The sequence below is a fragment of the Rathayibacter sp. Leaf299 genome, from assembly GCF_001423055.1.
GTDB lineage: Bacteria > Actinomycetota > Actinomycetes > Actinomycetales > Microbacteriaceae > Rathayibacter > Rathayibacter caricis.
Window position 1 is genome coordinate 417,490 of the sequence record NZ_LMNT01000003.1, and the last position, 26,124, is coordinate 443,613.

Below are 26,124 nucleotides of genomic sequence, written 5' to 3' on the forward strand. Positions count from 1 at the left end.
TCAGTCGGCGGGGGCCGCGACGCGCTGGCCGACGACGGCCGAGACGCCGTCCTGGCGCATGGAGACACCGTAGAGGGCGTCGGCGATCTCCATGGTGCGCTTCTGGTGCGTGATGACGATGAGCTGGCTGGAGGTCCGCAGGTCCTGGAAGATCGACAGCAGCCGGCCGAGGTTCGCGTCGTCCAAGGCCGCCTCGACCTCGTCCATGATGTAGAACGGGCTCGGCCGCGACTTGAAGATCGCGACCATGAACGCCACCGCCGCGAGCGAGCGCTCGCCGCCCGAGAGCAGCGACAGCCGCTCGATCTTCTTGCCCGCGGGGCGCACGGCGACCTCGATCCCGGTCGTGAGCAGGCTGTCGGGGTCCGTCAGGCGGATGCTGCCCGTGCCGCCGGGGAACAGCACCGGGAACACGTCGGCGAAGGCCGCCTGCGTGTCGGCGAAGGCCGAGGCGAAGACCGTCTGCATGGTCTCGTCGAGCTCCTCGATGATGAGGAGCAGATCGCGGCGGGTGTCGGTGAGGTCGGTGAGCTGCTCGGTCAGGAACGCGTGCCGCTGCTCCAGCGCCGCGAACTCCTCGAGGGCCAGCGGATTGACGCGGCCGAGCTGCGCGAGCTGCTTCTCGGCCTTCTCGAGCCGGCGGCGCTGCTCCTCCCGCACGAAGGGGCGCGTCGGCGCGTCCTCCTCCTCGCTCGACTCGTCCGGCACGCCGACGAGCGGTCCGTATTCGGCGACGAGCACGTCCTCGACGAGTCCCAGCTCGGATCCGGCGCGCTCGAGCAGCCCGGAGAGCTGCAGGCGCTTCTCGTAGATCTGCAGCTCGAGCCCGTGCACGGTCTCGGTGACCGACTGCAGCCGCTCGCGCAGGGCCGACTCCTGGCGGCGCAGCCCCTGGAGCTCCTCGTCCTGCTGCGAGCGGGCGGCCTCGGCCTGCACGAGCTCGGCGCGCGCCTGCTGCACCGAGCGGTCGACGGAGGCGAGGACCGCGGGGATCGCGGAGGTCACGTCGGCCGCCGCGTCGTGCTGCCGTCGGCGGATGACGGCGCGGCGGGCGGCCTCGTCGGCCGCGGCGCGGTCGGCGGCGAGCTGACGCTCGAGCGACTCGCCGCGGGACTGCTCGGCGCGCACGCGCTCCTTGGCGGTCTCGACCCCGAGCCGCGCCTCGATCTCGTGCTCGCGGGCGGCGTCGACCGCCTGCTGCAGCGCGTCCCTGCCGCTCACGTCGAGGATCGGCCGCGGACGCGAGCGCGCGGTGTCGAGCTCGCTCTTCGCCGTGGTCGCCGCGCGCTCGGCGTCGCCGACGCGCTCTGCGGCGATCGCGAGCGCCTTCTGCCCGCGGCCGAATTCGGCCACTGCGGCCTCGTGCTGCGCGCGGACCCGGCCGAGGCGCTCGGTGTGCGCGGCTCGGGCGGAGTCGTGCTCGCGCAGGGCGGCGAGGGCGAGCCGCGACTGCTCCTTGGCACCCTTCAGGGCGCCGCTCTGCTCGGCGAGGTCGAAGCGGAGGCGGTCGATGCGTCCCACGATCTCCTCCAGGGCGGAGTCGGCCGCGTCGCGCTCCGAGACGAGCTCGATCCGGCTGCGCTGTCCGCCGGAGCCGCCGCTCACGACGAAGTCCGAGAGCGCGGCTCCGTCGCGGGTGACGACCGTGACCGGATGCGTGCGCCCGGCCAGGGCGGGCCAGACCGCGCGCGCGGCGGCGAGGTCGTCGACGACGACGACCTGCTCGAGCAGGGCGAGGACGGCGGGCGGACCGGTGACGAGCTCGCGGGCGCGCAGCGCCGGGTCGGGCAGGGTCAGCTCGAGCTCCGCACGCGAGGCGCTGCCCACCAGCAGCTCGACCCGCCCGAGGTCGCGGCGGACGGCCTCGTCGAGCGCGGCCTCGGCCTGCTCGGAAGTGCCGGCGAGGACGGCGTCGGCGAGGGTGCCGAGCGCGGCGGCGACCGCGGCCTCGTACCCGGGCCGCACCTGGATCCGCTCGGCGACCCGGCCCTCGATGCCGTCGAGGCGCGCGGCGAGCAGCTCGGAGGAGCCGTCCGAGACGTCGAGGGCCAGCGAGAGGGCGCTGGTGCGCGCCGCGAGACCGTCGCGCTCGCGCTCGTGGGCGTGCAGCTCCTCCCGCAGGCGCTCGATCTCGCCCTCGGCCTCGAAGACCGCGGACTGCGCCAGCTCGTAGCTCTCGTCGAGCGACCCGTCGGTGCCGCCGCCCGCCTCGCCGATCTCGTCCTCCAGTGCGTCGAGCTGACGCTCCGCGGCATCCCGGCGCTGCACGGCGGAGTCGAGGGTGTTCTGCGCGCGGAGCACCTCGCCCCGGACGGCCGCGAGTCGCGACGCCGCCGAATCGGCCTTCCCGGTGAGCTGCGAGATCTCGAGGTCGTGCCGCGAGACGAGGGCGGACTGCGCGGCGATCTCGTCGTCGAGCGCGTCGAGCACCTGCCGCGCGCGGACGGTGCCCTTCTGCGAGGCGGCCCACGCCGCCTCGGCGTCGAGCACGCCCTGCCTCAAGCGCTCGAGCTCCTCCCGCGCCTCGGCGATGTCCCGAGGGGTGACGCGGGGCTGCACCTGCGGCTGCTCCGACTCCGCGTCGAGCAGCGCCAGGCGCTGGCCGGCGAGCGCCTGCAGGTTGCGCAGCCGCTCCTGCACCGACTCCAGCTCGAACGTCGTGCGGCGCGCGTCGTCGACGGCGTCGCCCACCCGCTCGGACTCGATGCGCGCCATCCGCAGGGTCGCCTGCTCGAGCTTCTCCTGCAGCACGATGCGCTCGCCGTGCCGCTCGCTCTCGGAGCGCGCGAAGCCGTCGAGGGCGGTGCGGAGGGTCACGACGTCGTCGGCGAGCAGGCGCGCGCGGGCGTCGCGCACGACCGCGGCGATGGTCTGCGCCTGCCGGGCGACCTCGGCCTGGCGGCCGAGCGGCTTCAGCTGCCGCCGGATCTCGCCCGCGAGGTCCGACAGGCGGGTGAGGTTCGTCTGCATCGCCTCGAGCTTGCGGAGCGTCTTCTCCTTGCGGCGGCGGTGCTTGAGGATCCCGGCGGCCTCCTCGATGAAGCCGCGCCGCTCCTCCGGGGTCGCGTGCAGCACGGCGTCGAGCTGCCCCTGGCCGACGATGACGTGCATCTCCCGGCCCAGACCGGAGTCGCTCAGCAGCTCCTGCACGTCGAGCAAGCGGCACGAGCGCCCGTTGATCGCGTACTCGCTGCCGCCGTTGCGGAAGAGCGTCCGGGTGATCGTCACCTCGGTGTACTCGATCGGCAGGGCGCCGTCGGTGTTGTCGATGGTGAGCGCGACCTCGGCCCGGCCGAGCGGACCGCGGGTGGACGTCCCGGCGAAGATGACGTCCTCCATCTTGCCGCCGCGGAGCGTCTTCGCGCCCTGCTCCCCCATCACCCAGGCGAGCGCGTCGACGACGTTGCTCTTGCCCGAGCCGTTCGGACCGACGACGCACGTGACGCCCGGCTCGAAGGCGAACGTGGTCGGCTGAGCGAAGGACTTGAACCCCTTGAGGGTCAGGCTCTTCAGATGCACCCGCCGGCCTCGCTCCTGTCGGAAAACTCTCCCCACGGTACTGGACGACCAGCGCCGATCCGCGGAGGCGGGCGTTCGCCGCCGCGCGGCGTGCACACTGGGGAGGTGACTCCTCCGCTCTCCCCCGTGACGCTCCCGGTCGAACCCGGGCCCCCGCTCACCGCCGCAGAACAGGAGCGCTTCGCCCGGCAGATCCGGCTCTCCCCGATCGGGGAGCTCGGGCAGCGGCGCCTGCGGAACGCGGCGGTGCTCGTGCTCGGCGCGGGCGGCATCGGCTCGCCGGTGATCACGGCGCTCGCCGCGGCAGGAGTCGGGCGGCTCGGCGTCGTCGACGCCGATGTGGTCGAACCGTCCAACCTGTCGCGGCAGACCGCCCACGACGACTCCTCGGTCGGCCTCTCGAAGGCGGAGTCGGCGGTCGCGACCGCGCGGCGGCTCTCGCCCGGGATCGACGCCCGCGCCTACCCGGTCGCGTTCACCGCGGCCAACGCCGAGGCGCTCGTCGCCGGCTGGGACGTCGTCGTCGACGGCTTCGACACGTTCGGCTCCCGCTACCTCGCCTCCGACGCGACGACGCGCGCGGGAGTGCCGCACGTCTGGGGCTCGGCGCTCGGCTTCGACGGCCAGCTCTCCACGTTCTGGTCCCACGCTCCCGGCGGCGGAGTGACGCTGCGCGCTCTGCATCCGGAGGCCGAGGACGCCGCCGACAGCTGCGCGACGGTGGGCGTGCTCGGCTCGCTCTGCGCGACGATCGGCTCCGCCATGGCGAGCGAGGTCGTGAAGCTCGTGACGGGTGTCGGCACTCCGCTGTTCGGACGGATCGTGGTGCACGACGCGCTCGACGGGTCGTGGACGGAGCTTCCGCTCGAGCGGCGGGCGCCGGAGCCGCCGCGACCCCGCGGAGTCGCCGGGGCGGTCACCGCCGACGAACTCCGCGCCCGGCTGGCGGCGCACGAGCCGCTCACGGTCGTCGACCTGCGCGAGGACTCGGAGGACCGGTCCGTGTCGGTGCCGGGTGCCGTGCGGATGCCGATGTCGGGCTTCGACCCGGCGCTGCTGCCCGCCGGCCCGCTCGTGCTGCACTGCGCGTCGGGCGTGCGCTCGCGGATCGCGGCCGACCGGGCGGCGGCCGTCGGCATCAGCGCCGACTCGCTGGTCGGCGGGGCTGCGGCGCTGGGGGTCTGAGGCTCAGCCGCCCGCGAAGGGCGGCAGCACGTCGACCGAGGAGTTCGCGGCCAGCGGAGTCGCGCGGTCGGTCGTCGACACTCCGTCGACCAGGTAGCTGCACCGGCCGAGCACCGCGGCGGACTCCGGCGAGTCCTCGACGAGGCGCGCCTCGAGTGCTGCGACGTCGGGCAGCTCGTCGAACTCGTCCGAGGCTCGCCCGAGCGCGGCCTTCGCCGCAGCGAAGTAGCGGACCCGCACGCTCATCCGCCGATCGCGCTCATCGTGCGCTCGGGCTGCACGAACCCGATGCGGTTCATCTCGTGCCCGGCGGGCTTAGCCCACATCGCGCCGCGCCAGAGCTGGGCCACGTGGTGGTCGTCGACGCCGGCGCGCATCGGGCCGAGCAGGTCGGTCTCCTCGTTCGAGAAGAGGCAGCTGCGCACGCCGCCCTCGGCGGTCAGGCGAGTGCGGCGGCAGTCGGCGCAGAACGCCTCCGTCACGGACGCGATGATCCCGACCTGACCCAGGAGCGGACCGCCCTCGCGATCGCGCACGTCGAACAGCTCGGCGGGCGCGCCGTCGCGTGGGGCCGCGTGCGGGCTCAGCACGAAGCGCTCCGAGAGCAGCTCCCGGATCCGCGCCGCCGTGATCATCGTCTCCCGGTCCCACCCGTGGTCGGCGTCGAGGGCCATCTGCTCGATGAAGCGCAGCTGGTGGCCTCCGGCGAGCGCCCAGGCGAGCAGCTCGGGCGCCTCGTGGTCGTTGATCCCCGGGAGGAGCACCGCGTTGATCTTGGTCTGCGCAAGGCCCGCGGGGGCCAGGGCGTCGATGCCGGCGAGCACGCGGTCGAGGAACGGGCGGCGGGTCACCTTCGCGAAGGTCTCGGCGCAGATGGAGTCGAGCGAGACGTTCACGCGGTCCAGGCCCGCCTCGGCGAGCGCCGTCGCCCGGCCCGAGAGGCCGATGGCGTTGGTGGTCAGCGAGATCTCGGGGCGGGGCTCGAGGGCCGCGACGCCGCGGATGATCTCGACCAGGTCCTTGCGCAGCAGCGGCTCGCCTCCGGTGAAGCGGATCTGCCGCACGCCGAACTGCTCCACCGCGATGCGCGCAAGACGCACGATCTCATCGCGGGTCAGCAGGGCGGCGGGAGGGAGGAACGGGAGTCCCTCGGCCGGCATGCAGTAGGTGCAGCGCAGGTTGCACTTGTCGGTCAACGAGATGCGCAGGTCGTCGGCCGCACGTCCGTGGGTGTCCACGAGCAGCGGGGTCTCGGGCCGGTCGGCCGGGAGCTCCGCCCCCCGCTGGCGAGGTCGGATGCCGGGCATCCCGAGTACGGTGCTCATCCGGTCAGACTACGCGGCGGAACCGTGTGCGACCCGGCAAGATAGGGAACCCGCCCACCCCTCGTGGGGGACCCGCCGAGAGGACCCGATGACCTCGATCGACATCCACGCCGCCCGGGTGCGCGCTCTGCTGGCCCCGCTCGCGGCGCGCGGTGCCCGCGAGGCCCTGTCGCTCGACCCGAGGAGTGTGGCGGCGGATCCGGGTGCCTACGACCGGCGCGTCCTCGCCCGCACCGTGCACTCGCCGCTGGACCTCCCCCGCTTCGACAACTCGCAGATGGACGGCTACGCCGTGCGGGCGGCGGACCTGGACGAGGCGTCCGCCGGCGCCCCGGTCGTGCTGCCGGTCGCCGCGCCGGTCCCCGCCGGCGAGAGCGCGCCGCGGCACTCGCCGGGCACCGCCGTGCCGATCATGACCGGCTCGCCCCTCCCGGTGGGCGCCGACGCCGTCGTGCCGATCGAGCGGGTCGACCCGCCGCGCTTCCCCGGCGCGTCGGCGACCGGCGCCCGCGTCGCGTTCGCGGCCCCCGTCACTCCGACGACCTTCGTGCGCGCGCGGGGCAGCGACTCCGCGGCGGGCTCCGTCGCGCTGGCGGCCGGCACCGTGCTCCGCGCCGCGCACTACGGTCTGCTCGCCTCGCTCGGTCTCGTCGAGGTCGAGGTGCTGCCCAGGATCCGGGTGCTGATCGTGCCGACCGGCAACGAGATCCGCCCCGCGGGGACCGAGCTCGAGGCCGCCCAGATCTACGACGCGAACGGCGCGCTGCTCGCCGAGGCGGTCCGCGAGGCGGGCGCGCTGCCCGTCGTGGCTCCCTGCGACAGCGACCGCGCCGAGGACCTGCTGGCGATCCTCCGCTCGCGGGCGGGCGACGCCGACCTGGCGATCACGGTCGGCGGAGTGAGTGCCGGCGCCTACGAGGTGGTGCGCGACGCTCTCGGTCCCGCGGGTTCCGAGTTCGGGCACGTCGCCATGCAGCCGGGCGGCCCGCAGGGCCTGGGCCTGGTCGCGGTGTCGCCGGACGCGCACCTGCCGATCGTCTCGCTCCCCGGCAACCCGGTGAGCGCCCTCGTCTCGTTCGAGGTGTTCCTGCGCCCGGTCCTCCGCTCGCTGGCGGGCCGCTCGCCGGCCGAGCGGCCGCGGCTCCGGGCCCGGCTCGGCACCGCGCTCGACTCGCCCGCCCACCTGCACCAGATCCGGCGGGGAGCCCTCGACGACGAGGGCCTCGTGCACCCCGTCGGCGGGCCGAGCTCCCACCTGCTCGCGTCCTACGCGCGCTCGAACGTCCTCATCCACGTCCCGGTCGGGACCGAGCACGCCGCGACCGGCGACACGGTCGAGATCTGGAGGATCGATGACTGAGAACCTGACCCACGTCCGAGGCGACGGGGCCGTGCACATGGTCGACGTCGGAGCGAAGGACGTCACCTCGCGCACCGCCGTCGCCGAGGGCGTCGTCGTCACGACCCCCGAGGTGGTGCGTCTGCTGGAGCAGGGCGAGCTGCCCAAGGGCGAGGCGCTCGGGGTCGCCCGCATCGCCGGGATCATGGGGGCCAAGGCCACCTCGACCCTGATCCCGCTCTGCCACCCGCTCGCGCTCGACGGGGTCGACATCGATCTCGAGACGCTCGAGGACCGGGTGCGGATCGAGGCGCGGGTGCGCACGAGCGGGCGCACGGGTGTCGAGATGGAGGCGCTCACCGCCGTCAGCGTCGCGGCGCTGACCGTCTACGACATGATCAAGGCCGTCGACCGCGGCGCCGTCATCACCGGCATCCAGGTGCTGGCGAAGGACGGCGGGAGGAGCGGATCGTGGAGCAGGGAGTGACACGCCGCGCCGTCGCGGTCGTGGCCTCCACCCGCGCCGCGTCCGGAGTGTACGAGGACCGCACGGGCCCGGCGCTGCTGGCCTGGTTCGAGAGCCGCGGCTGGAGCGGCGAGGTGGTCGTGGTGGCCGACGGAGACGCGGTGGGCGAGGCGATCGGCGACGCGCTCACCTCCGGCGCCGACGTGATCGTGACGACGGGAGGCACCGGCGTGGCGCCGAGCGACGTCACTCCGGAGCAGACCGCACCGCTGCTCGAGCGGACCCTGCCGGGACTCGCCGAGGCGATCCGCGCCCGCGGAGCGGCCAAGGTGCCGACCGCGGTGCTGAGCCGTGGCACGGCGGGGGTCGCCGGTCGCAGCGTCGTGGTGAACCTGCCCGGCTCGCCGGGCGGCGTCCGAGACGGCATCGACGTCCTCGACCCGGTGATCGGGCATCTCCTCGACCAGCTGGGAGGCGGCGACCATGTCCGATGACGGCGTCGCCCTCGCCCGCATCGCCCGCGAGGCGATCACGGTCGACGAGTGCGAGCAGGCGGTCGACTCCCCCGCCCACGGCGCGGTCGTGACCTTCGCGGGCGTCGTCCGCGATCACGACGAGGGACGCGGAGTGCTCCGGCTGGCCTACGAGGCGCACCCGGACGCGCCCGCCGCACTGGCCGACTCCGCCCGCCGCATCGCCGAGCGCTTCCCCGAGGTGCGCGTGGCCGCCGTGCACCGGGTCGGCGACCTGGTCGTCGGCGATCTCGCGCTCGCCTGCGCGGTCGCCTCCGCGCACCGCGCCGCCGCCTTCGAGGCCTGCGCGGCGCTCGTCGACGACATCAAGGCGTCCGTGCCGATCTGGAAGGAGCAGTCGTTCGTCGACGGCAGCTCCGAGTGGGTGGCGTCGCTGGGCTGAGCCTCTGGCGGATCCGCCAGGGTGCGGCTCCGGACGCCGGTGGAGCGCCGAGCGCGGGTAACACGGGTGTCACACGCGTGCTGTTCACTGGAGGAGCGCGCACCCCGCGGGCACCGGCGAGAGGCGGAGCATGGACCTCAGCACGATCCAGCGCGTGCGCGTGGTGCGCGAGCGCGGCGAGCTGGCCGCGATGGGGCCGCGCACGGCGGTCATCGGAGGCGGCTCCTGGGTCTTCTCGCTCCCCCACGACCACCTCGACGAGCTGCTCGACCTGCAGGGCTTCGGCTGGGAGCCGCTGCGCTCGAGCGCGGACGGCCTCTCGGTCGCCGCGACGTGCACCTTCGCCGAGCTCGCGGCGATGCCGGACACGGGCCGCGCGGCGCACCGCCTCTTCTTCCAGTGCTGCACGGCGCTGCTCGGCTCGTTCAAGATCTGGAACGTCGCGACCGTCGGCGGCAACATCGCGAACGCACTGCCGGCCGGGCCCATGATCAGCCTCGCGGCCGCGCTCGACGCCTGTGCGCTCGTCTGGCGGGCCGACGGCTCCGACGACCTCGTGCCGGTGGCCGAGCTCGTCACCGGGAACATGACGACGCTGCTCGAGCACGGCGACGTGATCCGATCGATCGAGTTCCCGGCGCACGCTCTGGACGCCCGTACCGCCTACCGCAAGATCGCGCTGTCGCCGCTGGGCCGATCCGGAGCGGTCGTCATCGGCCGGCTCGACCGCGACGGCGCGTTCGTGCTCGCGGTGACGGCCGCGACGATCCGGCCCGAGGTGCTGAGCTTCCCCCGGGCGCCGTCCGCCCCCGAGCTGGCCGCGGCGATCGACGGGATCGGCACCTGGTTCACCGACCCGCACGGAGCCGCGGACTGGCGGCACGCGGTCGTCGGCGTCCTCGCGGAGGAGATCCGCGAGGAGCTCGCCCGCACCGAGCCCGACGGAGGCGTCGCATGAGATTCACCGTGAACGGCGAGCAGATCGACGCGACGCCGCGCCCCGGTCAGGTCCTGCGGACCCTGCTGCGCGACCACGAGCACTTCGAGGTGAAGAAGGGCTGCGACGCCGGCGACTGCGGCGCCTGCTCGGTGCTCGTCGATGGGACCCCCTTCCACTCCTGCCTCTACCCCGCCCACCGCGTCGAGGGGCGCTCGGTCACGACCGCCGCCGGGCTGGGCACCCCGGAGGAGCCGGGCCCGGTGCAGCAGGCGTTCGTCGATTCCGGCGCGTTCCAGTGCGGCTTCTGCACCGCGGGCATGGTCGTCACGGCCACCGCGATCCAGGGCGCCGACCCCGTCGACGTGCCGCGACTGATGAAGGGCAACCTCTGCCGCTGCACGGGGTACCGGGCGATCGGCGAAGCGATCGCGAGCTGCGATCACGAGCATCCGACCGGGCTCACCCCCGTGCGCCGCACCGGCAGGCCCACCGCCGACGAGTCGCGGGTCGGCCGCTCGCTCGGCGCCCCCGCGGGCCGGCGCATCGTCTCGGGACAGGAGCCGTACACGCTCGACGTCGCCGTCCCGGGGCTCCTGCACCTGAAGGTCCTGCAGAGCCCGCACGCCCACGCGCGGATCGTGTCGATGGACACCCGCGCCGCGCGGGAGCTGCCCGGCGTGGTCGCCGTGCTGACCGCCGACGACGTGCCCGACGTGCTCTACTCCACCGCCCGGCACGAGTCGCGTCTCGACGATCCCGACGACACCCGGATGCTCGACACCGTCGTGCGGTTCCGCGGGCAGCGGGTGGCCGTGGTCGTCGCCGAGTCGGTAGCGCAGGCCGAGATCGCCTGCCGCGCGATCGAGGTCGAGTACGAGGTGCTGCCGGCCGTCTTCGACCCGGAGGAGGCCCGCGCACCCGGCGCGCCCCTCCTGCACGGCGAGAAGGACCCGATCGCCTCGCGCATCGCGAAGCCGGAGTCGAACGTCGTCGCTGAGCTGCACGGCGAGTACGGCGACGTCGAGGCGGGCTTCGCCGAGGCGGACGTCGTCGTCGGCGGCACCTGGACGACCTCCCGCGTCGCGCACACCGCGCTCGAGACGCACGGCACCATCGGCTGGCTCGAGGGCGACGAGCTGGTGCTGCGCACCTCGACGCAGGTCCCGTTCCTCGTCCGCGACGAGATCGCGCGCCTGTTCGACCGCGATCCCTCCAGCGTCCGGGTCTTCACGGCGCGCGTCGGCGGGGGCTTCGGCGGCAAGCAGGAGATCCTCACAGAGGACGTCGTCGCCCTCGCGGTCCTCGCGACCGGGCGCCCGGTGCAGTTCGAGTTCACCCGCTCCGACGAGTTCACCATGGCGCCGTGCCGGCACCCCATGCGGGTCGGCGTGCGCCTCGGCGCGCGACGCGACGGCCGGTTGACCGCCCTGAGCGTCGACGTGCTCTCCGACACCGGCGCCTACGGCAACCACGGTCCCGGAGTGATGTTCCACGGCACCTCGGAGTCGGTCGCCGTGTACAACGCGCCGAGCAAGCGGGTGGACGCGCAGGCCGTCTACACGAACAACATCCCGTCGGGCGCCTTCCGCGGCTACGGCCTGGGCCAGGTGATCTTCGGCATCGAATCCGCGATGGACGAGCTCGCCCGCGAGCTCGGTATCGACCCGTTCGAGCTGCGGCGGATCAACGCGGTGCGCCCCGGCGATCCGCTCGTCGTGACGCACGTCGAGGGCGACGACATCGGCTTCGCCTCGTACGGGCTCGACCAGTGCCTGGATCTGACCGAGCAGGCGCTCGCGCGCGGGAACGGCGTCGCGGCGCCGACGGGTGAGGACTGGCGAGTCGGCGAGGGGATGGCCGTCGCGATGATCGCGACGATCCCTCCGCGCGGCCACTTCTCGGAGGCGACGGTCACCGTCGACGCCGACGGGATCCTGACGGTCGGCGTCGGCACGTCCGAGTTCGGCAACGGCACGACGACGGTGCACACCCAGCTCGTCGCGAGCGCGTTCGGCGCCTCGGCCGATCGCGTGCGCATCCGGCAGTCGGACACGGCCGCCGCGCGCTACGACACCGGCGCCTTCGGGAGCGCGGGCACGGTGGTGGCGGGCAAGGCCGTCTACGCGGCCGCCGTGCGGCTGCTCGCCGACCTGCGCTCGCTCGCCAAGCGGATCACGGGGCACGACGACTTCGAGCCCGACGACTCCGGGCTCCTCGCGCCCGACGGCACGCGGGTGACGTTCGACGAGCTGGTGCGCGCCGCCGGCGGTCCGGTCACCGCGACCGGCACCGAGGACGGCGCGAAGCGCTCGCTCGCCTTCAACGTGCACGGCTTCCGCGTCGCAGTGCACGCGCCCACCGGAGAGGTGCGCATCCTGCAGTCCGTGCAGGCGGCCGACGCCGGCTACGTGCTGAACCCCGACCAGTGCCGCGGCCAGGTCGAGGGCGGCTCGGCGCAGGCGATCGGCTCGGCGCTCTACGAGGAGGTGATCCTCGACGGCGAAGGCACGGTGACGACGGCGATCCTGCGGAACTACCACATCCCGCAGATGGCGGACGTGCCCGTGACCGAGGTCTTCTTCGCCGACACGGCGGACGACCTCGGGCCGTTCGGGGCGAAGTCGATGAGCGAGGCGCCGTACAACCCGGTGGCTCCTGCACTCGCGAACGCGATGCGCGACGCGGTCGGCGTGCGTCCGTTCGCGCTGCCGGTGTCGCGCGACCGCGTCTGGCGGATGCTGCACCCGGATGCGGCGCCGATCCGCACGGTGGACGCGCAGGCCCCGCAGGGCTGAGCCCGCCCCCGCGGAGGCGGCGTAGCGAGACCCACCGCTCCCAGACGACGTGGATCTCGATACGCCCGCTCCGCGGGCTACTCGATCAGCGAGGAGCGGGCAGCCGCTGCGTGACTTGATCAGTCGGACGCGCGGTCAGACGCGGGCTGCGAGGTCCGCGCTCGCGCGGGCGACCTCGCGGGCGATCGCGTCCTCGTCGGCGTTCACGAGTCGGCCCGCAGAGACCGTCGGGCGGCCGTTGACCAGCAGGAGCGACAGCGGCGGCTGCGAGCCGAGGGCGAGGGCGGCGACCGGGTCCGCGATGCCCGCGTGCTCGATCCCGTCGACCTTCCAGAGCGCGAGATCGCCGAGCTTGCCGACCTCGATCGAGCCGATCTCGTCCTGCCGGCCGAGGACCCGCGCTCCTCCGATCGTGGCGATCGAGAGCGCCTGACGGGCGCTCATCCGGTCGGCCCCCGCGCGCAGCCGGTTCATCAGCACGGCCTCGCGGATCTCGATGCCCAGCTGCCCCGACTCGTTCGAGGCGGCTCCGTCGACCCCGAGCCCGACCGGCACCCCGGCCGCCAGCAGCTGCGGCACCGGGGCGATGCCCGCGGCGAGTCGGCCGTTCGACGACGGGCAGTGCGCCACTCCGGTGCCGGTCGCGGCGAACTTCGCGATGGCGTCGTCGTCGAGGTGCACGCAGTGCGCCATCCACACGTCGTCGCCGAGCCAGCCGAGCGACTCGAGGTAGTCGGTGGGAGACATCCCGAACGCCTCGCGGGTGTAGGCGTCCTCCTCGATCGTCTCGGAGCCGTGGGTGTGCAGCCGGACGCCCAGCTGCCGGGCGAGCACGGCCGACTCGCGCAGCAGATCCGGAGTGACCGAGAACGGCGAGCACGGCGCGATCGCGACGCGCACCATGGAGTCGAACGAGGCGTCGTGGTAGCGCTCGACCGCCGCCCCGCTCGCCTCGAGCGCCGCCGCGGTCGTCTCGACGGCGAAGTCCGGCGGCAGCCCGCCCTGCGACTCGCCGAGGTCCATCGACCCGCGGGTCGCGTGCAGCCGCACTCCGAGGGTCGACGCCGCGTCGACGATGCCGCCGACGATGTCACCCGAGCCGCGGGGGAAGACGTAGTGGTGATCGCCGACCGTCGTGCAGCCGGAGCGGGCGAGCACGCCCATCGCGCCGAGCGAGGCCGACCGGGTGAGGTCCGCGTCGATCCGGGACCAGGCCGGGTAGAGCGCCACGAGCCAGTCGAAGAGGATCGAGTCCTGCGCCCAGCCGCGGGTCAGCCACTGGTACAGGTGGTGGTGCGTGTTGATCAGTCCGGGGGTCAGCAGGTGGCCGCGTCCGTCCACGCGGGTGATCGCCATCGCCTCCTGCGCGGGGAGCCCGGTCGGCGCGCGGCCCTCGACGGCCCACGCGGGAGCCTCCCCGGCGCCGACGGCGACGATCCGCGAGTCGTCGACCACGACGTGGCCGCTCGGATGCTCGGTGCCCGCGGCGTCGACGGTCGCGACGTGGGCTCCGGTGATGATGTGGCGCTGCATCCTCCGAGCATGGCAGCGGAGTGTTTCGCGGCGGTTTCCCGCGGTCGGAGGACCGGTCAGGCGGTCGCGGCGTGGATCGGACCGGCGCCGGCGCGCAGCGGCGCCCCCGACGCCCCCGTCCGCGTCGCCAGCACCTCGGCCAGGATCGACACCGCGGTCTCCTCCGGTGTCGAAGCGCCGATGTCGAGGCCGATCGGCGAGTGCAGCCGGGCGAGCGCCTCTTCGGCCACCCCCGCCTCGCGGAGGAGGGCCAGCCGCCGCTCGTGGGTCCGACGGGACCCCATCGCGCCCACGTAGCCCACGGGCAGCGTCAGGGCGAGCTCGAGCAGAGGGATGTCGAACTTCTCGTCGTGGGTGAGCACCGCGACGACCGTCCGCTCGTCCACCGTCGTCTGCGCGAGGTAGTCGGAGGGCCACTCCACGACGACCTCATCGGCGGCGGGGAAGCGCTCGGCCGTCGCGAACACCGGGCGGGCGTCGCACACGGTGACGCGGTAGCCGAGCAGCGATCCCGCGGCGCACAGGGCGGCCGAGAAGTCGACGGCGCCGAAGACGAGCAGGCGCGGCTTCTCGGCGCTGACGACGAAGGTGACCTCGAGCTCTCGACCCCGGCAGTCGATCTCGATCGTGGCCGAGCGGCCGGAGTGGAGCCGCGCCTCACGCTCGGCGAGGATCCGGCGCACCGTGGCGTCGTCGAGGGAGGGGCCGACCACGTCCTGCGCGCGGGTGGCGCCGGTCAGCACCAGGCCGACGAGCTCCTCCGGCCCGCCGACGATCATCGCCAGAGCGGCGGGGCGGCCGGCACGGGCGGCCCGCAGCTCGGCGAGCACGGCCCCGGAGCCGGCGTCGATCGCGTGGCCGAAGACCCGCAGCTGCCCGCCGCAGGAGAGGCCGGCCGAGAACGCGGCCTCGTCGTCGAAGCCGAAGTGGTCGGCCGCCCAGGCGCCCGTGCCGAGCACCTCCTGCGCGAGCGCGTAGGCCTGCGCCTCGACGCAGCCGCCCGAGATCGAGCCGATCGCGGCTCCGCTCCCGTCGACCGCCATCGACGAGCCGAGGGCGCGCGGAGCCGAGCCGAACACGTGGGTGACGGTCACCACCGCGAGCCGCTCGCCCGCGTCGACGCGCTGCAGGATCGGGACGGCGAGCTCGAGCATGGCGGCCTCCTCGGGCGGCGGGTGGGAGGCGGCGCTGCCGGGGCGCGGGGTCGGCCGGGAGGGCTCGTCCGCACGAAACATGCCGAGTATAAGGTCGATCCATGCCTTCGGACTCCCCCTCCCTCGACCTCGTGATCCGCTCCTCCGCCGTTCTGACGGAGCACGGGTTCCAGCCCGCCAGCGTGGCCGTGGCCGAGGGGCTGATCGTGGCGGTGAGCGCGATCGACGCCCCGTGGGAGGCGCGCGAGGTCGTCGAGCTGCCCGCCGGGCAGGTGCTGATCCCGGGGATCGTCGATACGCACGTGCACGTGAACGAGCCGGGCCGCACCGAGTGGGAGGGGTTCGCGTCCGCCACCCGCGCCGCCGCCGCCGGGGGCGTCACCACGCTCCTCGACATGCCGCTCAACTCGATCCCGCCGACGACCACCGTCGCCGGCCTCGAGGCCAAGCGCGCCGCGGCCGGTCCGCAGGCGCTGGTCGACGTGGGCTTCTGGGGCGGGGCGGTCCCCGGCAACCTCGGCTCCCTCCGCGAGCTGCACGACGCCGGTGTCTTCGGCTTCAAGTGCTTCCTGTCGCCCAGCGGTGTGGACGAGTTCCCGCACCTCTCGACCGATCAGCTCTTCGAGGCGATGCACGAGATCGCCGCGTTCGACGGACTGCTGATCGTGCACGCCGAGGACCCGGACGAGCTCGACGCGCACACGAACGACGGAGGCACCTCCTACGACGCGTTCGTCGCCTCCCGACCCGACGCCTCCGAGAGCAGCGCGATCCTGCACGTGATCGAGGCGGTCCGCGAGACCGGCGGGCGCGCGCACATCCTGCACCTCTCCTCCGCGAAGGCCCTGCCGCTGCTGCGCGAGGCGAAGGCGGAGGGGCTGCGCATCACCGCGGAGACCTGCCCGCACTACCTGACCTTCGACGCCGAGACGATCCCCGACGGCGGCACGCAGTACAAGTGCTGCCCGCCCATCCGGGACGAGCGCAACCGCGAACTGCTCTGGAAGGGCCTGCTCGACGGCACGATCGACATCATCGCCTCCGACCACTCCCCCGCCACGAAGGAGCTGAAGTTCGCGCACGACGGCGATTTCGGCCTCGCCTGGGGCGGCATCTCGGGCCTCGAGCTCAGCTTCCGCGCCGTCTGGACCGGGGCCCGCGAGCGAGGGATCCCGCTCGAGCAGGTCGTCGCGTGGATGTCGACGGGAACGGCGGCGTTCGCGGGCCTGGGCCAGAAGGGCCTGCTGCGGGCGGGCGCCGACGCCGATCTGGTGGCGTTCGATCCGGAGGCGCAGTCGAGCGTCGACGTCGAGGCCCTCGCGCACAAGAACAAGGTGTCGGCCTACGACGGACGGACGGTGCGCGGAGCCGTCACCGGGACCTGGGTCGGCGGTCGGCGGATCGACGCGGCTACGGAGGCACCGGTCGGCCGTCTGCTCGACCGCCCCTGATCACCGTGTTCCGGTCGCGTTTCGGGCGTGTGAACGCCCGCGGGTCCGGGGCAGGATCCGGGCGGATCGCACAAGACTGGGCCGCGAGGAGCGCGTGATGCTGAACGCTCGGACGAAGCGGCAGCCGGCTCCGGAGCGGCATCCTGGCAGACGGGCACCCGCCGCCGCCCACCCTCGAACGCGAACAGGAGCGGACATGTCGATCATCCTCGGAGACCACCAGTACGGGAAGGCCGAGAACCGCGTCGTCAGGATCTACCGCGACTCCCCGCGTCACGAGATCCACGACGTCAACGTCTCGACCGCGCTGCGCGGAGACTTCGAGGCCGCGCACCTCGAGGGCGACCAGTCCGCGGTGCTGCCCACCGACACGCAGAAGCAGACCGCCTACTCCTTCGCCAAGGAGAAGGGGCTGCGCTCGATCGAGGCCTACGGTCTCGAGCTCGCCCGGCACTTCGTCGACGGCTACGCGCCCGTCCACGGCGCGCGCGTCGAGATCGAGGAGTTCGCGTGGGAGCGCGTGCTCGTCGACGGGCAGGAGCACGACCACACCTGGGTCAGGAAGGGTCAGGAGGTGCGCACCGCCTCGGTGACCGTCGAGGGCGTCGGCGAGGACCAGCGGATCTGGATCACCGGCGGCTTCAAGGACCTCACGATCCTCAAGTCGACGGGGTCGGAGTTCCACGGGTTCCTGACCGACCCGTACACGGTGCTGCAGCCGACGAACGACCGGGTGATGGCCACGTCACTGGTGGCGAAGTGGCGCTTCGCGCTCACTCCGGACGAGCTCGCCGCGATGGACTGGGAGGCGGTCTACTCCGGCGTGAAGGCCCTGATGATCAGCCGCTTCGCCACCGTGCACTCGCTGGCGCTGCAGCAGACCCTGTTCGAGATGGGCAAGGCGGTGCTGGAGGAGTTCCCGCAGATCGTCGAGATGCGCCTGTCGGCCCCGAACAAGCACCACTTCGTCTACGACCTCTCGCCGTTCGGAGTGACGAACGACAACGAGGTCTTCCACGCCGACGACCGCCCGTACGGGCTCATCCAGGCGAGCGTCGTGCGCGACGACGCGCCGGACGCCGGACCGGCCTGGTACGCCTACACGGGACTGGTGTGACCGCCGCCGTCCACCGCGGGCACCTCCTGCACCTCGCCGGCCGGCCCGCGCTCGAGCAGGCGCGCGCGTCCCTCGTGTCGATCCCGGACGGCGCGCTCGTCGTGGACGACGCGGGCGTCATCGCCTGGACCGGCCGCTACGCCGACCTGCCCGACGCGTACCGAGCCCTGCCGGTGACGGGCGACTCCTCCGCGATCCTCGTGCCCGGCTTCGTCGACGCGCACGTGCACTTCCCGCAGACCTACTCGCTCGACGGCTACGGCGGCGGGCAGCTGCTCGAGTGGCTCGACGGCACGATCTTCCCGGCGGAGGCGCGGCTCGCCGATCAGGCGTTCGCCGCCCGCATCGCCCGCGACTTCACCCGACGCCGGATCGCCGCCGGCACGACCGCGGCGATGGTCTTCGGATCCGCGTTCCCGCACGCGCAGGACGCCCTGTTCGAGCGCAGCCGCGACGCGGGCCTGCGCCTGGTCTCGGGACGGGGCGTGCAGACCGTCGGGCCCGACTCCGCGGCGCCGCTGCTCACCGGCGAGGCAGAGGCGATCGACCTGGTCGCCGACGAGATCGAGCGCTGGCACGCCGTCGACACCGGCGATCCCGCGACGGCGCTGCTGCAGGTCGCGATCGTGCCGCGGTTCTCCCTCTCCGTCACTCCGACGACCCTCGGCGCCCTCGGCGACCTGTACGACGACGTGCGCGTCCGCGGGGTGTACGTGCACACGCACCTGAACGAGAACGACCGACCGGGCGACGGCGAGATCGCCGCGGTGCTCGCCTCGTTCGGCACCCGCAGCTACCTCGACACCTACGACGGGCTGTTCTTCCCGGGCTCCGAGCGCGGCGGCTCGTCGCTGCTGGGTCGGCGCACGATCCTCGCGCACGCGGTGCACTGCCAGGACGCGGAGCTGCACCGGATGGCCGAGACGGGCACCTCGATCGCGCACTGCCCGACGTCGCAGCAGTTCCTCGGCTCGGGCACGATGCCCTGGCGGCGCACCGTCGCGAGCGGAGTGACGGTGGCGCTCGGGAGCGACGTGGGGGCCGGTGACGAGTGGCTCCTGCCGCGCGTCGCGAACGATGCGTTCAAGGTGCACCTGTCCGAGCCCGGCGACGCGTCGGTGGCGCTGCACCCGGCCGAGCTGCTGTTCTCGGCGACCCTCGCGGGTGCCCGAGCGCTCGACATGGAGGACCGCTTCGGCAACCTCGACGTCGGCAAGGACGCCGACTTCCTCCGGATCGAGCCGGCGCGCTGGGAGCCGCTGGCGGACGTGCTCGCGCACGGGATCCGGGCGGACGACGAGGAGACGGGGACGGCGCAGCTGCTCTTCGCGCTGCTGATGGGGATCCGCGAGCCGGCGATCGCGGCGGTGCACGTGCAGGGTCGCGAGGTACACGTTCGGGAGTAGCGCGGGCGCGCTCCGCGGCGTCCGTAGGGTCCGCAGGCATCCGCACGATCTGCAGGCATCCGCACCATCTGCAGGCATCCGCGCGATCTGCAGGTCTTCTGCGCGGGAAGGCCCCTTCCTCCGCATCACGGCATCGGGCGACCCGCGGATCCCCTGCGAATCGCACACAGCGGGCACCCGCAGCCGCGCCCTCAGCGCAGCTGCAGCGCCAGGAACAGGTCCGCCCGGTCCGACGTGTTCGACAGGTCCCGCTGAGTCAGCTCCTCGACCCGCGCGATCCGGTAGCGCACCGTGTTCAGGTGCAGGTGCGTCTGCTCCGCCGTCCGCACCCACGACCCGCCCGACTCCAGGAACGCCGCCAGGGTCGCGACGAGCGCGGAGTTGTAGCGCGCGTCGTGCTCGATCAGGCGGCCCAGCACGAGCTCCACGAACACGGTGCGCAGGTGGTCCGGCACCGCGGTCAGGAGCTGCACCGCCGAGGTCACCTCACCCGCGTCGTTGATCCGCACCCGCGACCCGTCACCGGGGACGCCCGGCAGCAGCATCCCGTAGCGCGCCGACCGCAGCGCTCCGCCCAGTGCCGCGAGCGAGGTCGCCGCACTCGTGCCGACCCGCAGGACCTGGCCGTCGAGCCCCGGTCCCACGCGCCGCAGGGCGGCGGTCACGACGGCCAGCGGATCCGCTCCGGTCGGGATCGCGTCGGTCGCGTCGACCGGCAGCACCGCCACCACGCGCCCCTCCGCGTCGCGGCCCACGACCGCCCGACCCAGGTGCGAGGCGGCGTCGGTCAGCAGCCGGCGGGCGAGATCCGCGGAGGAGTCGTCGTCGAAGCCCGCGGCGATCACGGCGCAGCGCCCGACCCCACCGAGCCCCAGTTGACGGAGGTAGACGGCCGTCTCGGGCTGCTCGCTGTCCTCCTCGACGAGCTCGAGCAGCCGGTCGGCGAGCGCGGTGTCGGCGAGCGTCTCGGCGTCGCGCTGCAGCCGGTAGAGCCCCACCACTCCGGTGAGCTCGGTGACGGCGTCGAGCAGGGACGGGTGCCAGCCGTTCCAGTCGCCGGCGACCACGACGAACCAGGCCGTGGCGCGGTGCTCGTCGGCGCCGGTGACGGCGAAGACCGACAGGGTTCCGCCGTGCGCGTCCGGCACCGTGACCGGGTTCTGCCGCGCGGTCAGTCCGGCGTGGACCACGCGCTCGATCTCGGTCAGCCCGAGCGGCTCGGCGGCGGCGGCCGCGCGCCCGGTCCCGGTGAGGACGCGGACCGGCCGGCCGAGCTCGCTGGACGTCCGCGCGATCAGCTCGTCGAGCAGCTGCCCGCGGTAGACGTCGGTCAGCAGCTGGCGCTGGCGGGCGAGCCCCGCCGTGAGCCGGGCCACCCGGTCCCCCGCCAGGGCGTTCGAGAGGTGCGCCGTGATCGACGCGAACGAGACGTCCGCCGGCACCGCGAAGAGCGCGACTTCGTGCGCGCGGCACGCCTCGATCACGTCGTCGGGCACGAAGCCGTAGAGGCCCTCGCCCGCGAGCAGCGCCACCGCCCCGGAGGCGGCGACCGCCGAGACGAACGCGTCACTGTCCTCGGGGGTGCGGCGCCACATCATGCCGGTCAGCACGAGCTGGTCGCGGGCGAGGTAGCGGCGCGGGTCGAGCAGGTCGGTGGTGAAGGTCCAGTTCACGGGCCGCGCGAGCGCCTCGGGGGTCGTGTACACGGCCCGGATCCGCAGCTGCGGAGCGTCGAGGACGTCCTGGAGCTGCACGCTCAGCTCCCCCGGTACGTCGAGTAGGCGAACGGGCTGAGCAGCAGCGGCACGTGGTAGTGCGCGCCCTCGTCGGCGAGCCGGAACGCGATGACGACCTCGGGGTAGAACGACTCGGCGTCGCCGAAGTAGGCGGCGGTGTCGAAGACGACGCGGTAGACACCGGCGGGCAGCGACTCCGGGCCGAACGCGCTGACGCGCCCGTCGGCGTCGGTGCGCGCCTCGGCGAGACGCTCCCAGCCGGAGTCGGCGCGCGCCTCGAGCACGACGGGCACCCCCTCGGCCGGTCGGCCTCGCACGGCGTCGAGCACGTGGGTCGTGACGTGGCTGGCGTGCGCGCTCATCGGGCGGCCTCCTCGACGACGGCCCCCGACTCGGAGCCGAGGGCGCGCACGCGCAGCACCGTGATCTCGCGGAGCTGATCGGCGACGATCGCCCGCTCGACGGCGTCGTCGAGAGTGAGACGCCGTTCGAGCTCGGCGACGATCTCGGCGCGCGAGCGCCCGGCCGCGCGGATCAGGAACACCCGGTCGAACCGCTCCTCGTAGGCGCGGTTGCCGGCGATCAGGCGCTCGGCGAGGTCCTCATCGCTCGACGCGCTCGCGGCCTGCTCGGCGGCCGAGAAGGCGGAGGCGCGTCCCGAGGCGGCGTGCCGCTCGCCGATCCGCGGGTGGTCGGCGAGGGCGGCGTCGATCTCGTCCGTCGTCAGCGTGCGCGCGACGCGGTCAGCTGCCTCGGCGAGCTCCTCCGTCGAGGCGTAGGGCGCTCCGTGGGCGACCTCGTCGGCCCAGCGGGGCACGGCGAGGCAGGCGAGCAGGGCGTCCCGGAGCGGGGCGGGGGCGGGAGTGGTCATGGTCTCTCCTCGTCGGGCGGCGGGGTGGGGCACGATGGTGGGATGGATGCGGCCGTCGTCACCGGGATCGTCCTCGCGGCGGGCGCAGGGCGTCGCGCGGGCGGCCCGAAGGCTCTGCGGCGGGATGCGGACGGCACTCCGTGGGTCGAGCTCGCCGTGCAGCGGCTGCGGGCGATCGGCTGCGGCCGGGTGCTGGTGGTCCTGGGGGCCGGAGCCGACGACGCGCGCCGTCTCGTCCCTCCGCAGACCGGGATCGTGGTCGCCGAGGACTGGGCCGACGGGATGTCCGCGTCGTTGCGCGCGGGACTCGCGGCCGCGACCGGCGAGGCCGCCCTGGTGACGCTCGTGGACCTGCCGGAGGAGCCCGCCGCGGTCGGCGCGCGCGTCCTCGCGGCGGCTCCCCCGGGTCCGGAGGCCCTCGCTCGAGCCGTGCACGACGGCCGGCCCGGTCATCCGGTGCTGATCGGCCGCGCGCACTGGGCGGCGATCCGCGCGGAGGTCCAAGGCGACTCCGGCGCACGCGACCACCTCGAGGAGCACGGGGCGCTGGCCGTCGAGTGCGGCGACCTCGCCGACGGCCGCGATCACGACGGCCCCGCCTGAGCGAGGGCGTCGCGCAGGGCGCGCCAGGCCAGCGTGGCGCAGACCGAGCGCACCGGATTCGCGGCCACCGCGAGCAGGGCCGCCTCGTCGCCGAGCACCGGATCCGCGACCCGCAGGCTCATCGAGGTCAGGAGCGCGCCGACGCGACCGGCCAGCGCCTCCGCTCCGAGACCGTCGAGCTCGTCGACGAGCATCGACGCGGAGCCCTGCGACAGCTCGCAGCCCCGCCCCGTCCAGCGGAGCGACAGACCGCCGTCGACGCGGACGACGCGCAGCGCGAGCCGGTCGCCGCAGGTCGGCGTGAGCAGCTCGACGCGTCCGAGCACGTCCTCGGACGCGTCCTCGGCGACCCGCCCCACCGGGTGCCGGGCGTGCAGCCGGATCAGATCGGCGGCCTCGACCGCGTTCACGCCCGGTCCTCGATCTCGGACAGCTCCGCGTAGACGGTGCTGATCCCGGCGATCCGCTCGCGGGCGTCCCGCGGACGCGCCCCGAGCACCCCCGAGGCGAGTAGTGCGACGGCGCTCATCGCCGCGGCGTAGCTGTCGAACGCCGAGTCGCTGTCGACGGGGCACTCGAGCCAGACCGCCGCCCGGTCGGCGAACCGGCGGGCCTGGGCGTCGGCGAGCAGCACGACCGGCACCCCGCGCGCGGCGAGCACGTCGAGGAGCGCGGCGAAGGAGGAGGGGCGCCGGCGGAAGCCGACCAGCACGACGACGTCCTCGGCGCCGAGCCCCACGACCTCCTCGCCGAGCGACTGACCGGGCTGCGGCGCCACTCGGACGCGGGCGCGGGCCTGGGCGAGCTGCTGGCGCAGGTGCAGCGCCACCGGGTAGCTGTTGCGCATCCCGACGACCACGATCTCGCGGGCGTCCGAGACGAGGCGCACGGCGGCGTCCAGCCGTCCGTCGCCGAGCGCCGCGGCGAGCCGCTGCAGATTGGCGCGCTCGCTCTCGAGGTGCGCGGCGATCGGGTCGCCGGCGGTCGAGGCGGGGCCGACCGGGACTCCCGAGCTGCGCAGCGCGCGGGCGTGCTCGCGCACCTCCTGCGAGTTCGAGAACCCGAGGCGCCGGAACAGCCGCGACACCGTGGCCTTGGACACTCCGCTGTGCTGCGCGAGCTCGGTCGCCGTGTAGATCGCCAGGTCGCCGAGGTGGTCGAGGATGAAGTCGGCCGCCCGCTGCTCCTGCCGCGAGAGCGAAGCGTAGCCCGCGTCGATGCGGTGCCCGATGCTGGGCGGCGCCTCGGCGTCGGAGGGGGCGGCCCCGGTCACGCGCGCGACCTCGCGAAGGCGTGCACCGCCGCCTCGAAGGCGTCCAGTGCCACGGCCACGTCGGCCTCGGTGACGTTCTCCTCCGGGTGGTGGCTGACGCCTCCCTCGCAGCGGAGGAAGAGCATCGCGTACTCAGTGAGCTCGGCGATCGCCATCGCGTCGTGACCGGCCTTCGAGAAGAGCACCATCGGCTCCTCGTCGCCGGTCGCGCGGATGCCCTCGCGGATCACGTCCTGCAGCCGATCGGAGGCGACGACAGCGGGGGCGCCGTGCGTCTCCTCGACGGTCAGAGAGAGGCGTCGGCGGCGCGCCGTCTCGGACATCGCGTGCTGGATCTCGTCCCAGACGCGGTCGCGCACGTCGTCGAACTCGGCGCGCAGATCGAGGCTGAACTCGACCCTCCCCGGGATCACGTTGACCGCGCCGGGGAACGCCTCGAGGCGCCCGACCGTCGCGATGCAGCCGTTGTCGCGGGCGATCCGCTCGACCGCGAGCACCGCCTCCGCTGCCCCCGTGAGCGCGTCGCGGCGGCGGTCGAACGGCACTCCGCCCGCGTGACCGGCCTTGCCGGTGAGCGTGAGGGCGAACCGCCGGGCGCCGGCGATGGAGGAGACGACGCCGAGGGCGCGGTCGGCCTCCTCGAGGTACGGGCCCTGCTCGATGTGCGCCTCGAGGTAGCCGAGCAGGTCGTCGGCCGCCCGGGCGGCGGTCGAGATGCGGGAGGGGTCGAGCCCGAACTCGTGGAACGCCTCGACGAGCGTGGTGCCCTGCGCGTCCTCGAGCTCCCACCAGTGCTCGTCCCAGGTGCCGGCGACGGCGCGCGATCCGAGCAGTGCGGTGCCGAAGCGGGTGCCCTCCTCGTCGCCGAACGCCACGACCTCGATCGCGAACGGCAGGCGGACGCCGGCGGCGTTCAGCCGCGAGACGACTCCGATCGCGAGCATCACGCCCAGGATCCCGTCGTAGCGTCCCGCGTCGATCACCGTGTCGAGGTGGGACCCGAGCATCAGCGCGGGCTGCCCGGCGCTCGCGCCCTCGTAGCGGCCGCACTGGTTGCCGGCGGCGTCCTGCCACGTGCGCATGCCCGCCTCCTCCATCCAGGCGGCCGCCATCGCGTTGACACGGGCGTGCTCCGGAGAGAGGTAGACGCGCTCGATCGCCCCGCGCGTGCTCGAGACCGCCGCGAGCAGATCGCAGCGCTCCATGATCAGGGCGGCGTCGACGGCGCTCACGCCGCGCTCCCGTAGACGCCGTAGGCGCCGTCCACCCCGCCGCCCGGAGAGACGGAGGCGCCCGCGCGTCGCAGGACCGCCTCGAGCGCGGCGAGCGTGGTCAGGACCGTGTCGGTGCGGGCGTTGTAGCCCATGGTGCCGATGCGCCACACCTTGCCGTGGAGCGGCCCGAACGACGTGCCGATCTCGATGCCGAAGTCCTCGAGCATCGCGCCGCGCACCGCGTCGCCGTTCACGCCGTCCGGGATCCGGACCGCGACGACGTTGCTCATCTTGTGCGCGACGTCGCCGAAGACCTCGAGCCCGAGGCCCTGCACGCCGGCGAGCATCGCCGCTCCGTGCAGCCGGTGCCGGGCGATCGTGTTCTCGAGGCCCTCCTCGACGATGATCCGGGCGCACTCGCGCGCGCCGTAGAGCATCGTGGTCGCCTCGGTGTGGTGGTTCAGCCGGCGCGGACCCCAGTAGTCGAAGACCATGCCGAGGTCGAAGTAGTTGGAGCGGACGGGGTGCGCGCTGACCGCGTCGCCCTCGTCGCGGATTCCCGCCTCGATGCTCTTGCGCGACTCGATCACGGCGACGGCCCGCTCCGAGAAGGTCACGGGCGCCGAGCCGGAGGGGCCGCCGAGGCACTTCTGCAGCCCCGCCGAGACGGCGTCGAGCCCCAGCTCGTCGGCGCCGAACGGGTTGCCGGCGAGGGACGCGGTGACGTCGGTGTAGAAGAGCACGCCGTGCTTCTCGCAGATCGCGCCGAGCTCCTCGAGCGGCTGCGCCATCGTCGTGGAGGTGTCTCCGTGCACGACCGCGAGCACCTTCGGGCGGACCCTCTCGATCGCCTCGGCGATCACCGACACGGGGAACACCTGCCCCCACTCCGCCTCGATCACGTGCACCTCGGCGCCGCAGCGCTCGGCGATCTCGCGGAGGAGGTGGCCGAACCTGCCGAAGACCGGCACGAGCACGCGGTCGCCCGGCTCGAGCATCGAGACGAGGGCGGCCTCGATGCCCGCGCGGCTGGTGCCGTCGACGAGCATCGTCTTCTCGTTCTCCGTGACGAAGACGCGGCGGTAGAGCTCCTGCGTCTCGGTCATGTAGGCGGTCATGGAGGGGTCGTACTGGCCGACCAGCTGCGCCGACATGGCGCGCAGCACGCGGGGGTCCGCGTTGATCGGACCGGGGCCCATCAGGAGCCGCGGGGGCGGGTCGATCGGCAGGAACGTCGAGATCGCGGGCGCGGTCGGAATGGGAACCACCTCTTCACGGACGG

23 protein-coding genes are annotated in these 26,124 nt (G+C 73.9%); 11 read left to right on the forward strand and 12 right to left on the reverse strand.

The features are described 5' to 3' along the window. Positions 1–3,519: a chromosome segregation protein SMC gene (smc, locus tag ASF48_RS13585; protein WP_055792639.1), complete on the reverse strand. Its 3,519-nt coding sequence runs from the start codon at positions 3,517–3,519 to the stop codon at positions 1–3. Positions 3,520–3,624: 105 nt separating this feature from the next. On the opposite strand from smc, the gene ASF48_RS13590 reads away from it, so the two are divergent. After that, positions 3,625–4,704, forward strand: a complete 1,080-nt coding sequence (locus ASF48_RS13590; RefSeq protein WP_230671168.1) for a ThiF family adenylyltransferase — start codon at positions 3,625–3,627, stop codon at positions 4,702–4,704. A gap of 3 nt (positions 4,705–4,707) precedes the next feature. Here ASF48_RS13590 and ASF48_RS13595 read toward each other — a convergent pair whose 3' ends face one another. Both ASF48_RS13595 and moaA read right to left on the reverse strand, forming a co-directional pair. After that, entirely contained in the window at positions 4,708–4,950 is a 243-nt protein-coding gene (locus tag ASF48_RS13595; RefSeq protein WP_055792644.1) for a MoaD/ThiS family protein, read from the reverse strand. Beyond that, a complete protein-coding gene (gene moaA, locus ASF48_RS13600) occupies positions 4,947–6,029 on the reverse strand; it encodes a GTP 3',8-cyclase MoaA (RefSeq protein ID WP_082481478.1) in 1,083 nt (360 codons plus the stop codon). Before moaA ends, ASF48_RS13595 begins: the two co-directional genes overlap by 4 nt. A gap of 88 nt (positions 6,030–6,117) precedes the next feature. Between moaA and ASF48_RS13605 the strand changes: the two genes are divergently transcribed. The 6 genes from ASF48_RS13605 (at position 6,118) to ASF48_RS13630 (ending at position 12,484) form a co-directional block, all read left to right on the forward strand. Then, the gene (locus ASF48_RS13605; RefSeq protein ID WP_055792650.1) at positions 6,118–7,389 is read left to right on the forward strand and encodes a molybdopterin molybdotransferase MoeA; all 1,272 of its coding nucleotides are present in this window, start codon (positions 6,118–6,120) and stop codon (positions 7,387–7,389) included. After that, on the forward strand, positions 7,382–7,855 hold the full coding sequence (gene moaC / locus ASF48_RS13610; RefSeq protein ID WP_055792652.1) for a cyclic pyranopterin monophosphate synthase MoaC: 474 nt from the start codon (positions 7,382–7,384) through the stop codon (positions 7,853–7,855). Before ASF48_RS13605 ends, moaC begins: the two co-directional genes overlap by 8 nt. Further along, on the forward strand, positions 7,852–8,328 hold the full coding sequence (locus ASF48_RS13615; protein WP_055793191.1) for a MogA/MoaB family molybdenum cofactor biosynthesis protein: 477 nt from the start codon (positions 7,852–7,854) through the stop codon (positions 8,326–8,328). The genes moaC and ASF48_RS13615 overlap by 4 nt, the downstream gene beginning before the upstream one ends. Then, positions 8,318–8,749, forward strand: a complete 432-nt coding sequence (locus tag ASF48_RS13620; protein WP_055792655.1) for a molybdenum cofactor biosynthesis protein MoaE — start codon at positions 8,318–8,320, stop codon at positions 8,747–8,749. The genes ASF48_RS13615 and ASF48_RS13620 overlap by 11 nt, the downstream gene beginning before the upstream one ends. Before the next feature lie 130 nt (positions 8,750–8,879). Further along, complete coding sequence (locus ASF48_RS13625; protein WP_055792657.1) at positions 8,880–9,707, forward strand: FAD binding domain-containing protein; 828 nt, start codon at positions 8,880–8,882, stop codon at positions 9,705–9,707. Next, on the forward strand, positions 9,704–12,484 hold the full coding sequence (locus ASF48_RS13630) for a molybdopterin-dependent oxidoreductase (RefSeq protein WP_055792661.1): 2,781 nt from the start codon (positions 9,704–9,706) through the stop codon (positions 12,482–12,484). The genes ASF48_RS13625 and ASF48_RS13630 overlap by 4 nt, the downstream gene beginning before the upstream one ends. Positions 12,485–12,619: 135 nt before the next feature. On the opposite strand, the gene ASF48_RS13635 is transcribed toward ASF48_RS13630, so the two are convergent. Together ASF48_RS13635 and ASF48_RS13640 are read right to left on the reverse strand one after the other, a co-directional pair. Beyond that, positions 12,620–14,017, reverse strand: coding sequence for an 8-oxoguanine deaminase (locus tag ASF48_RS13635; RefSeq protein WP_055792664.1), 1,398 nt, complete (start codon positions 14,015–14,017; stop codon positions 12,620–12,622). A gap of 56 nt (positions 14,018–14,073) precedes the next feature. After that, a complete protein-coding gene (locus ASF48_RS13640; protein ID WP_235577254.1) occupies positions 14,074–15,252 on the reverse strand; it encodes an XdhC family protein in 1,179 nt (392 codons plus the stop codon). A 20-nt stretch (positions 15,253–15,272) separates the two neighbouring features. Here ASF48_RS13640 and allB point away from each other — a divergent pair, with 20 nt between their 5' ends. From allB to ASF48_RS13655, 3 genes are all read left to right on the forward strand, one after another. Then, a complete protein-coding gene (allB, locus tag ASF48_RS13645) occupies positions 15,273–16,622 on the forward strand; it encodes an allantoinase AllB (protein ID WP_055792670.1) in 1,350 nt (449 codons plus the stop codon). A gap of 196 nt (positions 16,623–16,818) precedes the next feature. Next, the gene (gene pucL, locus ASF48_RS13650) at positions 16,819–17,739 is read left to right on the forward strand and encodes a factor-independent urate hydroxylase (protein ID WP_055792674.1); all 921 of its coding nucleotides are present in this window, start codon (positions 16,819–16,821) and stop codon (positions 17,737–17,739) included. Next, the gene (locus ASF48_RS13655) at positions 17,736–19,145 is read left to right on the forward strand and encodes an amidohydrolase family protein (RefSeq protein WP_055792676.1); all 1,410 of its coding nucleotides are present in this window, start codon (positions 17,736–17,738) and stop codon (positions 19,143–19,145) included. Before pucL ends, ASF48_RS13655 begins: the two co-directional genes overlap by 4 nt. Before the next feature lie 191 nt (positions 19,146–19,336). On the opposite strand, the gene ASF48_RS13660 is transcribed toward ASF48_RS13655, so the two are convergent. The 3 genes from ASF48_RS13660 to uraD are packed head-to-tail and all read right to left on the reverse strand — an operon-like array spanning position 19,337 to position 21,752. Next, complete coding sequence (locus ASF48_RS13660) at positions 19,337–20,899, reverse strand: helix-turn-helix domain-containing protein (protein WP_055792679.1); 1,563 nt, start codon at positions 20,897–20,899, stop codon at positions 19,337–19,339. A 2-nt stretch (positions 20,900–20,901) separates the two neighbouring features. Next, a complete protein-coding gene (uraH, locus tag ASF48_RS13665; protein WP_055792682.1) occupies positions 20,902–21,243 on the reverse strand; it encodes a hydroxyisourate hydrolase in 342 nt (113 codons plus the stop codon). After that, the gene (uraD, locus tag ASF48_RS13670; protein ID WP_055792685.1) at positions 21,240–21,752 is read right to left on the reverse strand and encodes a 2-oxo-4-hydroxy-4-carboxy-5-ureidoimidazoline decarboxylase; all 513 of its coding nucleotides are present in this window, start codon (positions 21,750–21,752) and stop codon (positions 21,240–21,242) included. The genes uraH and uraD overlap by 4 nt, the downstream gene beginning before the upstream one ends. A 42-nt stretch (positions 21,753–21,794) precedes the next feature. Between uraD and ASF48_RS13675 the strand changes: the two genes are divergently transcribed. Next, positions 21,795–22,355, forward strand: coding sequence for a nucleotidyltransferase family protein (locus ASF48_RS13675; protein ID WP_055792688.1), 561 nt, complete (start codon positions 21,795–21,797; stop codon positions 22,353–22,355). Here ASF48_RS13675 and ASF48_RS13680 read toward each other — a convergent pair. The 4 genes from ASF48_RS13680 to ASF48_RS13695 are packed head-to-tail and all read right to left on the reverse strand — an operon-like array spanning position 22,337 to position 26,041. Further along, a complete protein-coding gene (locus ASF48_RS13680; protein WP_055792691.1) occupies positions 22,337–22,765 on the reverse strand; it encodes an iron-sulfur cluster assembly scaffold protein in 429 nt (142 codons plus the stop codon). The two genes, ASF48_RS13675 and ASF48_RS13680, sit on opposite strands and share 19 nt — an antisense overlap. Then, entirely contained in the window at positions 22,762–23,628 is an 867-nt protein-coding gene (locus ASF48_RS13685) for a MurR/RpiR family transcriptional regulator (RefSeq protein ID WP_055792693.1), read from the reverse strand. Before ASF48_RS13685 ends, ASF48_RS13680 begins: the two co-directional genes overlap by 4 nt. After that, entirely contained in the window at positions 23,625–24,860 is a 1,236-nt protein-coding gene (locus tag ASF48_RS13690) for an allantoate amidohydrolase (RefSeq protein ID WP_055792696.1), read from the reverse strand. The genes ASF48_RS13685 and ASF48_RS13690 overlap by 4 nt, the downstream gene beginning before the upstream one ends. After that, positions 24,857–26,041, reverse strand: a complete 1,185-nt coding sequence (locus tag ASF48_RS13695; RefSeq protein WP_082481525.1) for a pyridoxal-phosphate-dependent aminotransferase family protein — start codon at positions 26,039–26,041, stop codon at positions 24,857–24,859. The genes ASF48_RS13690 and ASF48_RS13695 overlap by 4 nt, the downstream gene beginning before the upstream one ends. Positions 26,042–26,124 lie beyond the last annotated feature (83 nt).

What these genes read in the sequence shown, in the direction of transcription:
- ASF48_RS13695 (WP_082481525.1), bottom strand. Translation starts at nt 26,041, where the DNA reads ATGGGCCCCGGTCCGATCAACGCGGACCCCCGCGTGCTGCGCGCCATG.
- ASF48_RS13630 (WP_055792661.1), top strand. Translation starts at nt 9,704, where the DNA reads ATGAGATTCACCGTGAACGGCGAGCAGATCGACGCGACGCCGCGCCCC.
- pucL (WP_055792674.1), top strand. Translation starts at nt 16,819, where the DNA reads ATGTCGATCATCCTCGGAGACCACCAGTACGGGAAGGCCGAGAACCGC.
- ASF48_RS13595 (WP_055792644.1), bottom strand. Translation starts at nt 4,950, where the DNA reads ATGAGCGTGCGGGTCCGCTACTTCGCTGCGGCGAAGGCCGCGCTCGGG.
- ASF48_RS13635 (WP_055792664.1), bottom strand. Translation starts at nt 14,017, where the DNA reads ATGCAGCGCCACATCATCACCGGAGCCCACGTCGCGACCGTCGACGCC.
- ASF48_RS13640 (WP_235577254.1), bottom strand. Translation starts at nt 15,252, where the DNA reads ATGTTTCGTGCGGACGAGCCCTCCCGGCCGACCCCGCGCCCCGGCAGC.
- ASF48_RS13625 (WP_055792657.1), top strand. Translation starts at nt 8,880, where the DNA reads ATGGACCTCAGCACGATCCAGCGCGTGCGCGTGGTGCGCGAGCGCGGC.
- allB (WP_055792670.1), top strand. Translation starts at nt 15,273, where the DNA reads ATGCCTTCGGACTCCCCCTCCCTCGACCTCGTGATCCGCTCCTCCGCC.
- moaA (WP_082481478.1), bottom strand. Translation starts at nt 6,029, where the DNA reads ATGAGCACCGTACTCGGGATGCCCGGCATCCGACCTCGCCAGCGGGGG.
- moaC (WP_055792652.1), top strand. Translation starts at nt 7,382, where the DNA reads ATGACTGAGAACCTGACCCACGTCCGAGGCGACGGGGCCGTGCACATG.
- ASF48_RS13620 (WP_055792655.1), top strand. Translation starts at nt 8,318, where the DNA reads ATGTCCGATGACGGCGTCGCCCTCGCCCGCATCGCCCGCGAGGCGATC.
- uraH (WP_055792682.1), bottom strand. Translation starts at nt 21,243, where the DNA reads ATGAGCGCGCACGCCAGCCACGTCACGACCCACGTGCTCGACGCCGTG.
- ASF48_RS13605 (WP_055792650.1), top strand. Translation starts at nt 6,118, where the DNA reads ATGACCTCGATCGACATCCACGCCGCCCGGGTGCGCGCTCTGCTGGCC.
- ASF48_RS13675 (WP_055792688.1), top strand. Translation starts at nt 21,795, where the DNA reads ATGGATGCGGCCGTCGTCACCGGGATCGTCCTCGCGGCGGGCGCAGGG.
- uraD (WP_055792685.1), bottom strand. Translation starts at nt 21,752, where the DNA reads ATGACCACTCCCGCCCCCGCCCCGCTCCGGGACGCCCTGCTCGCCTGC.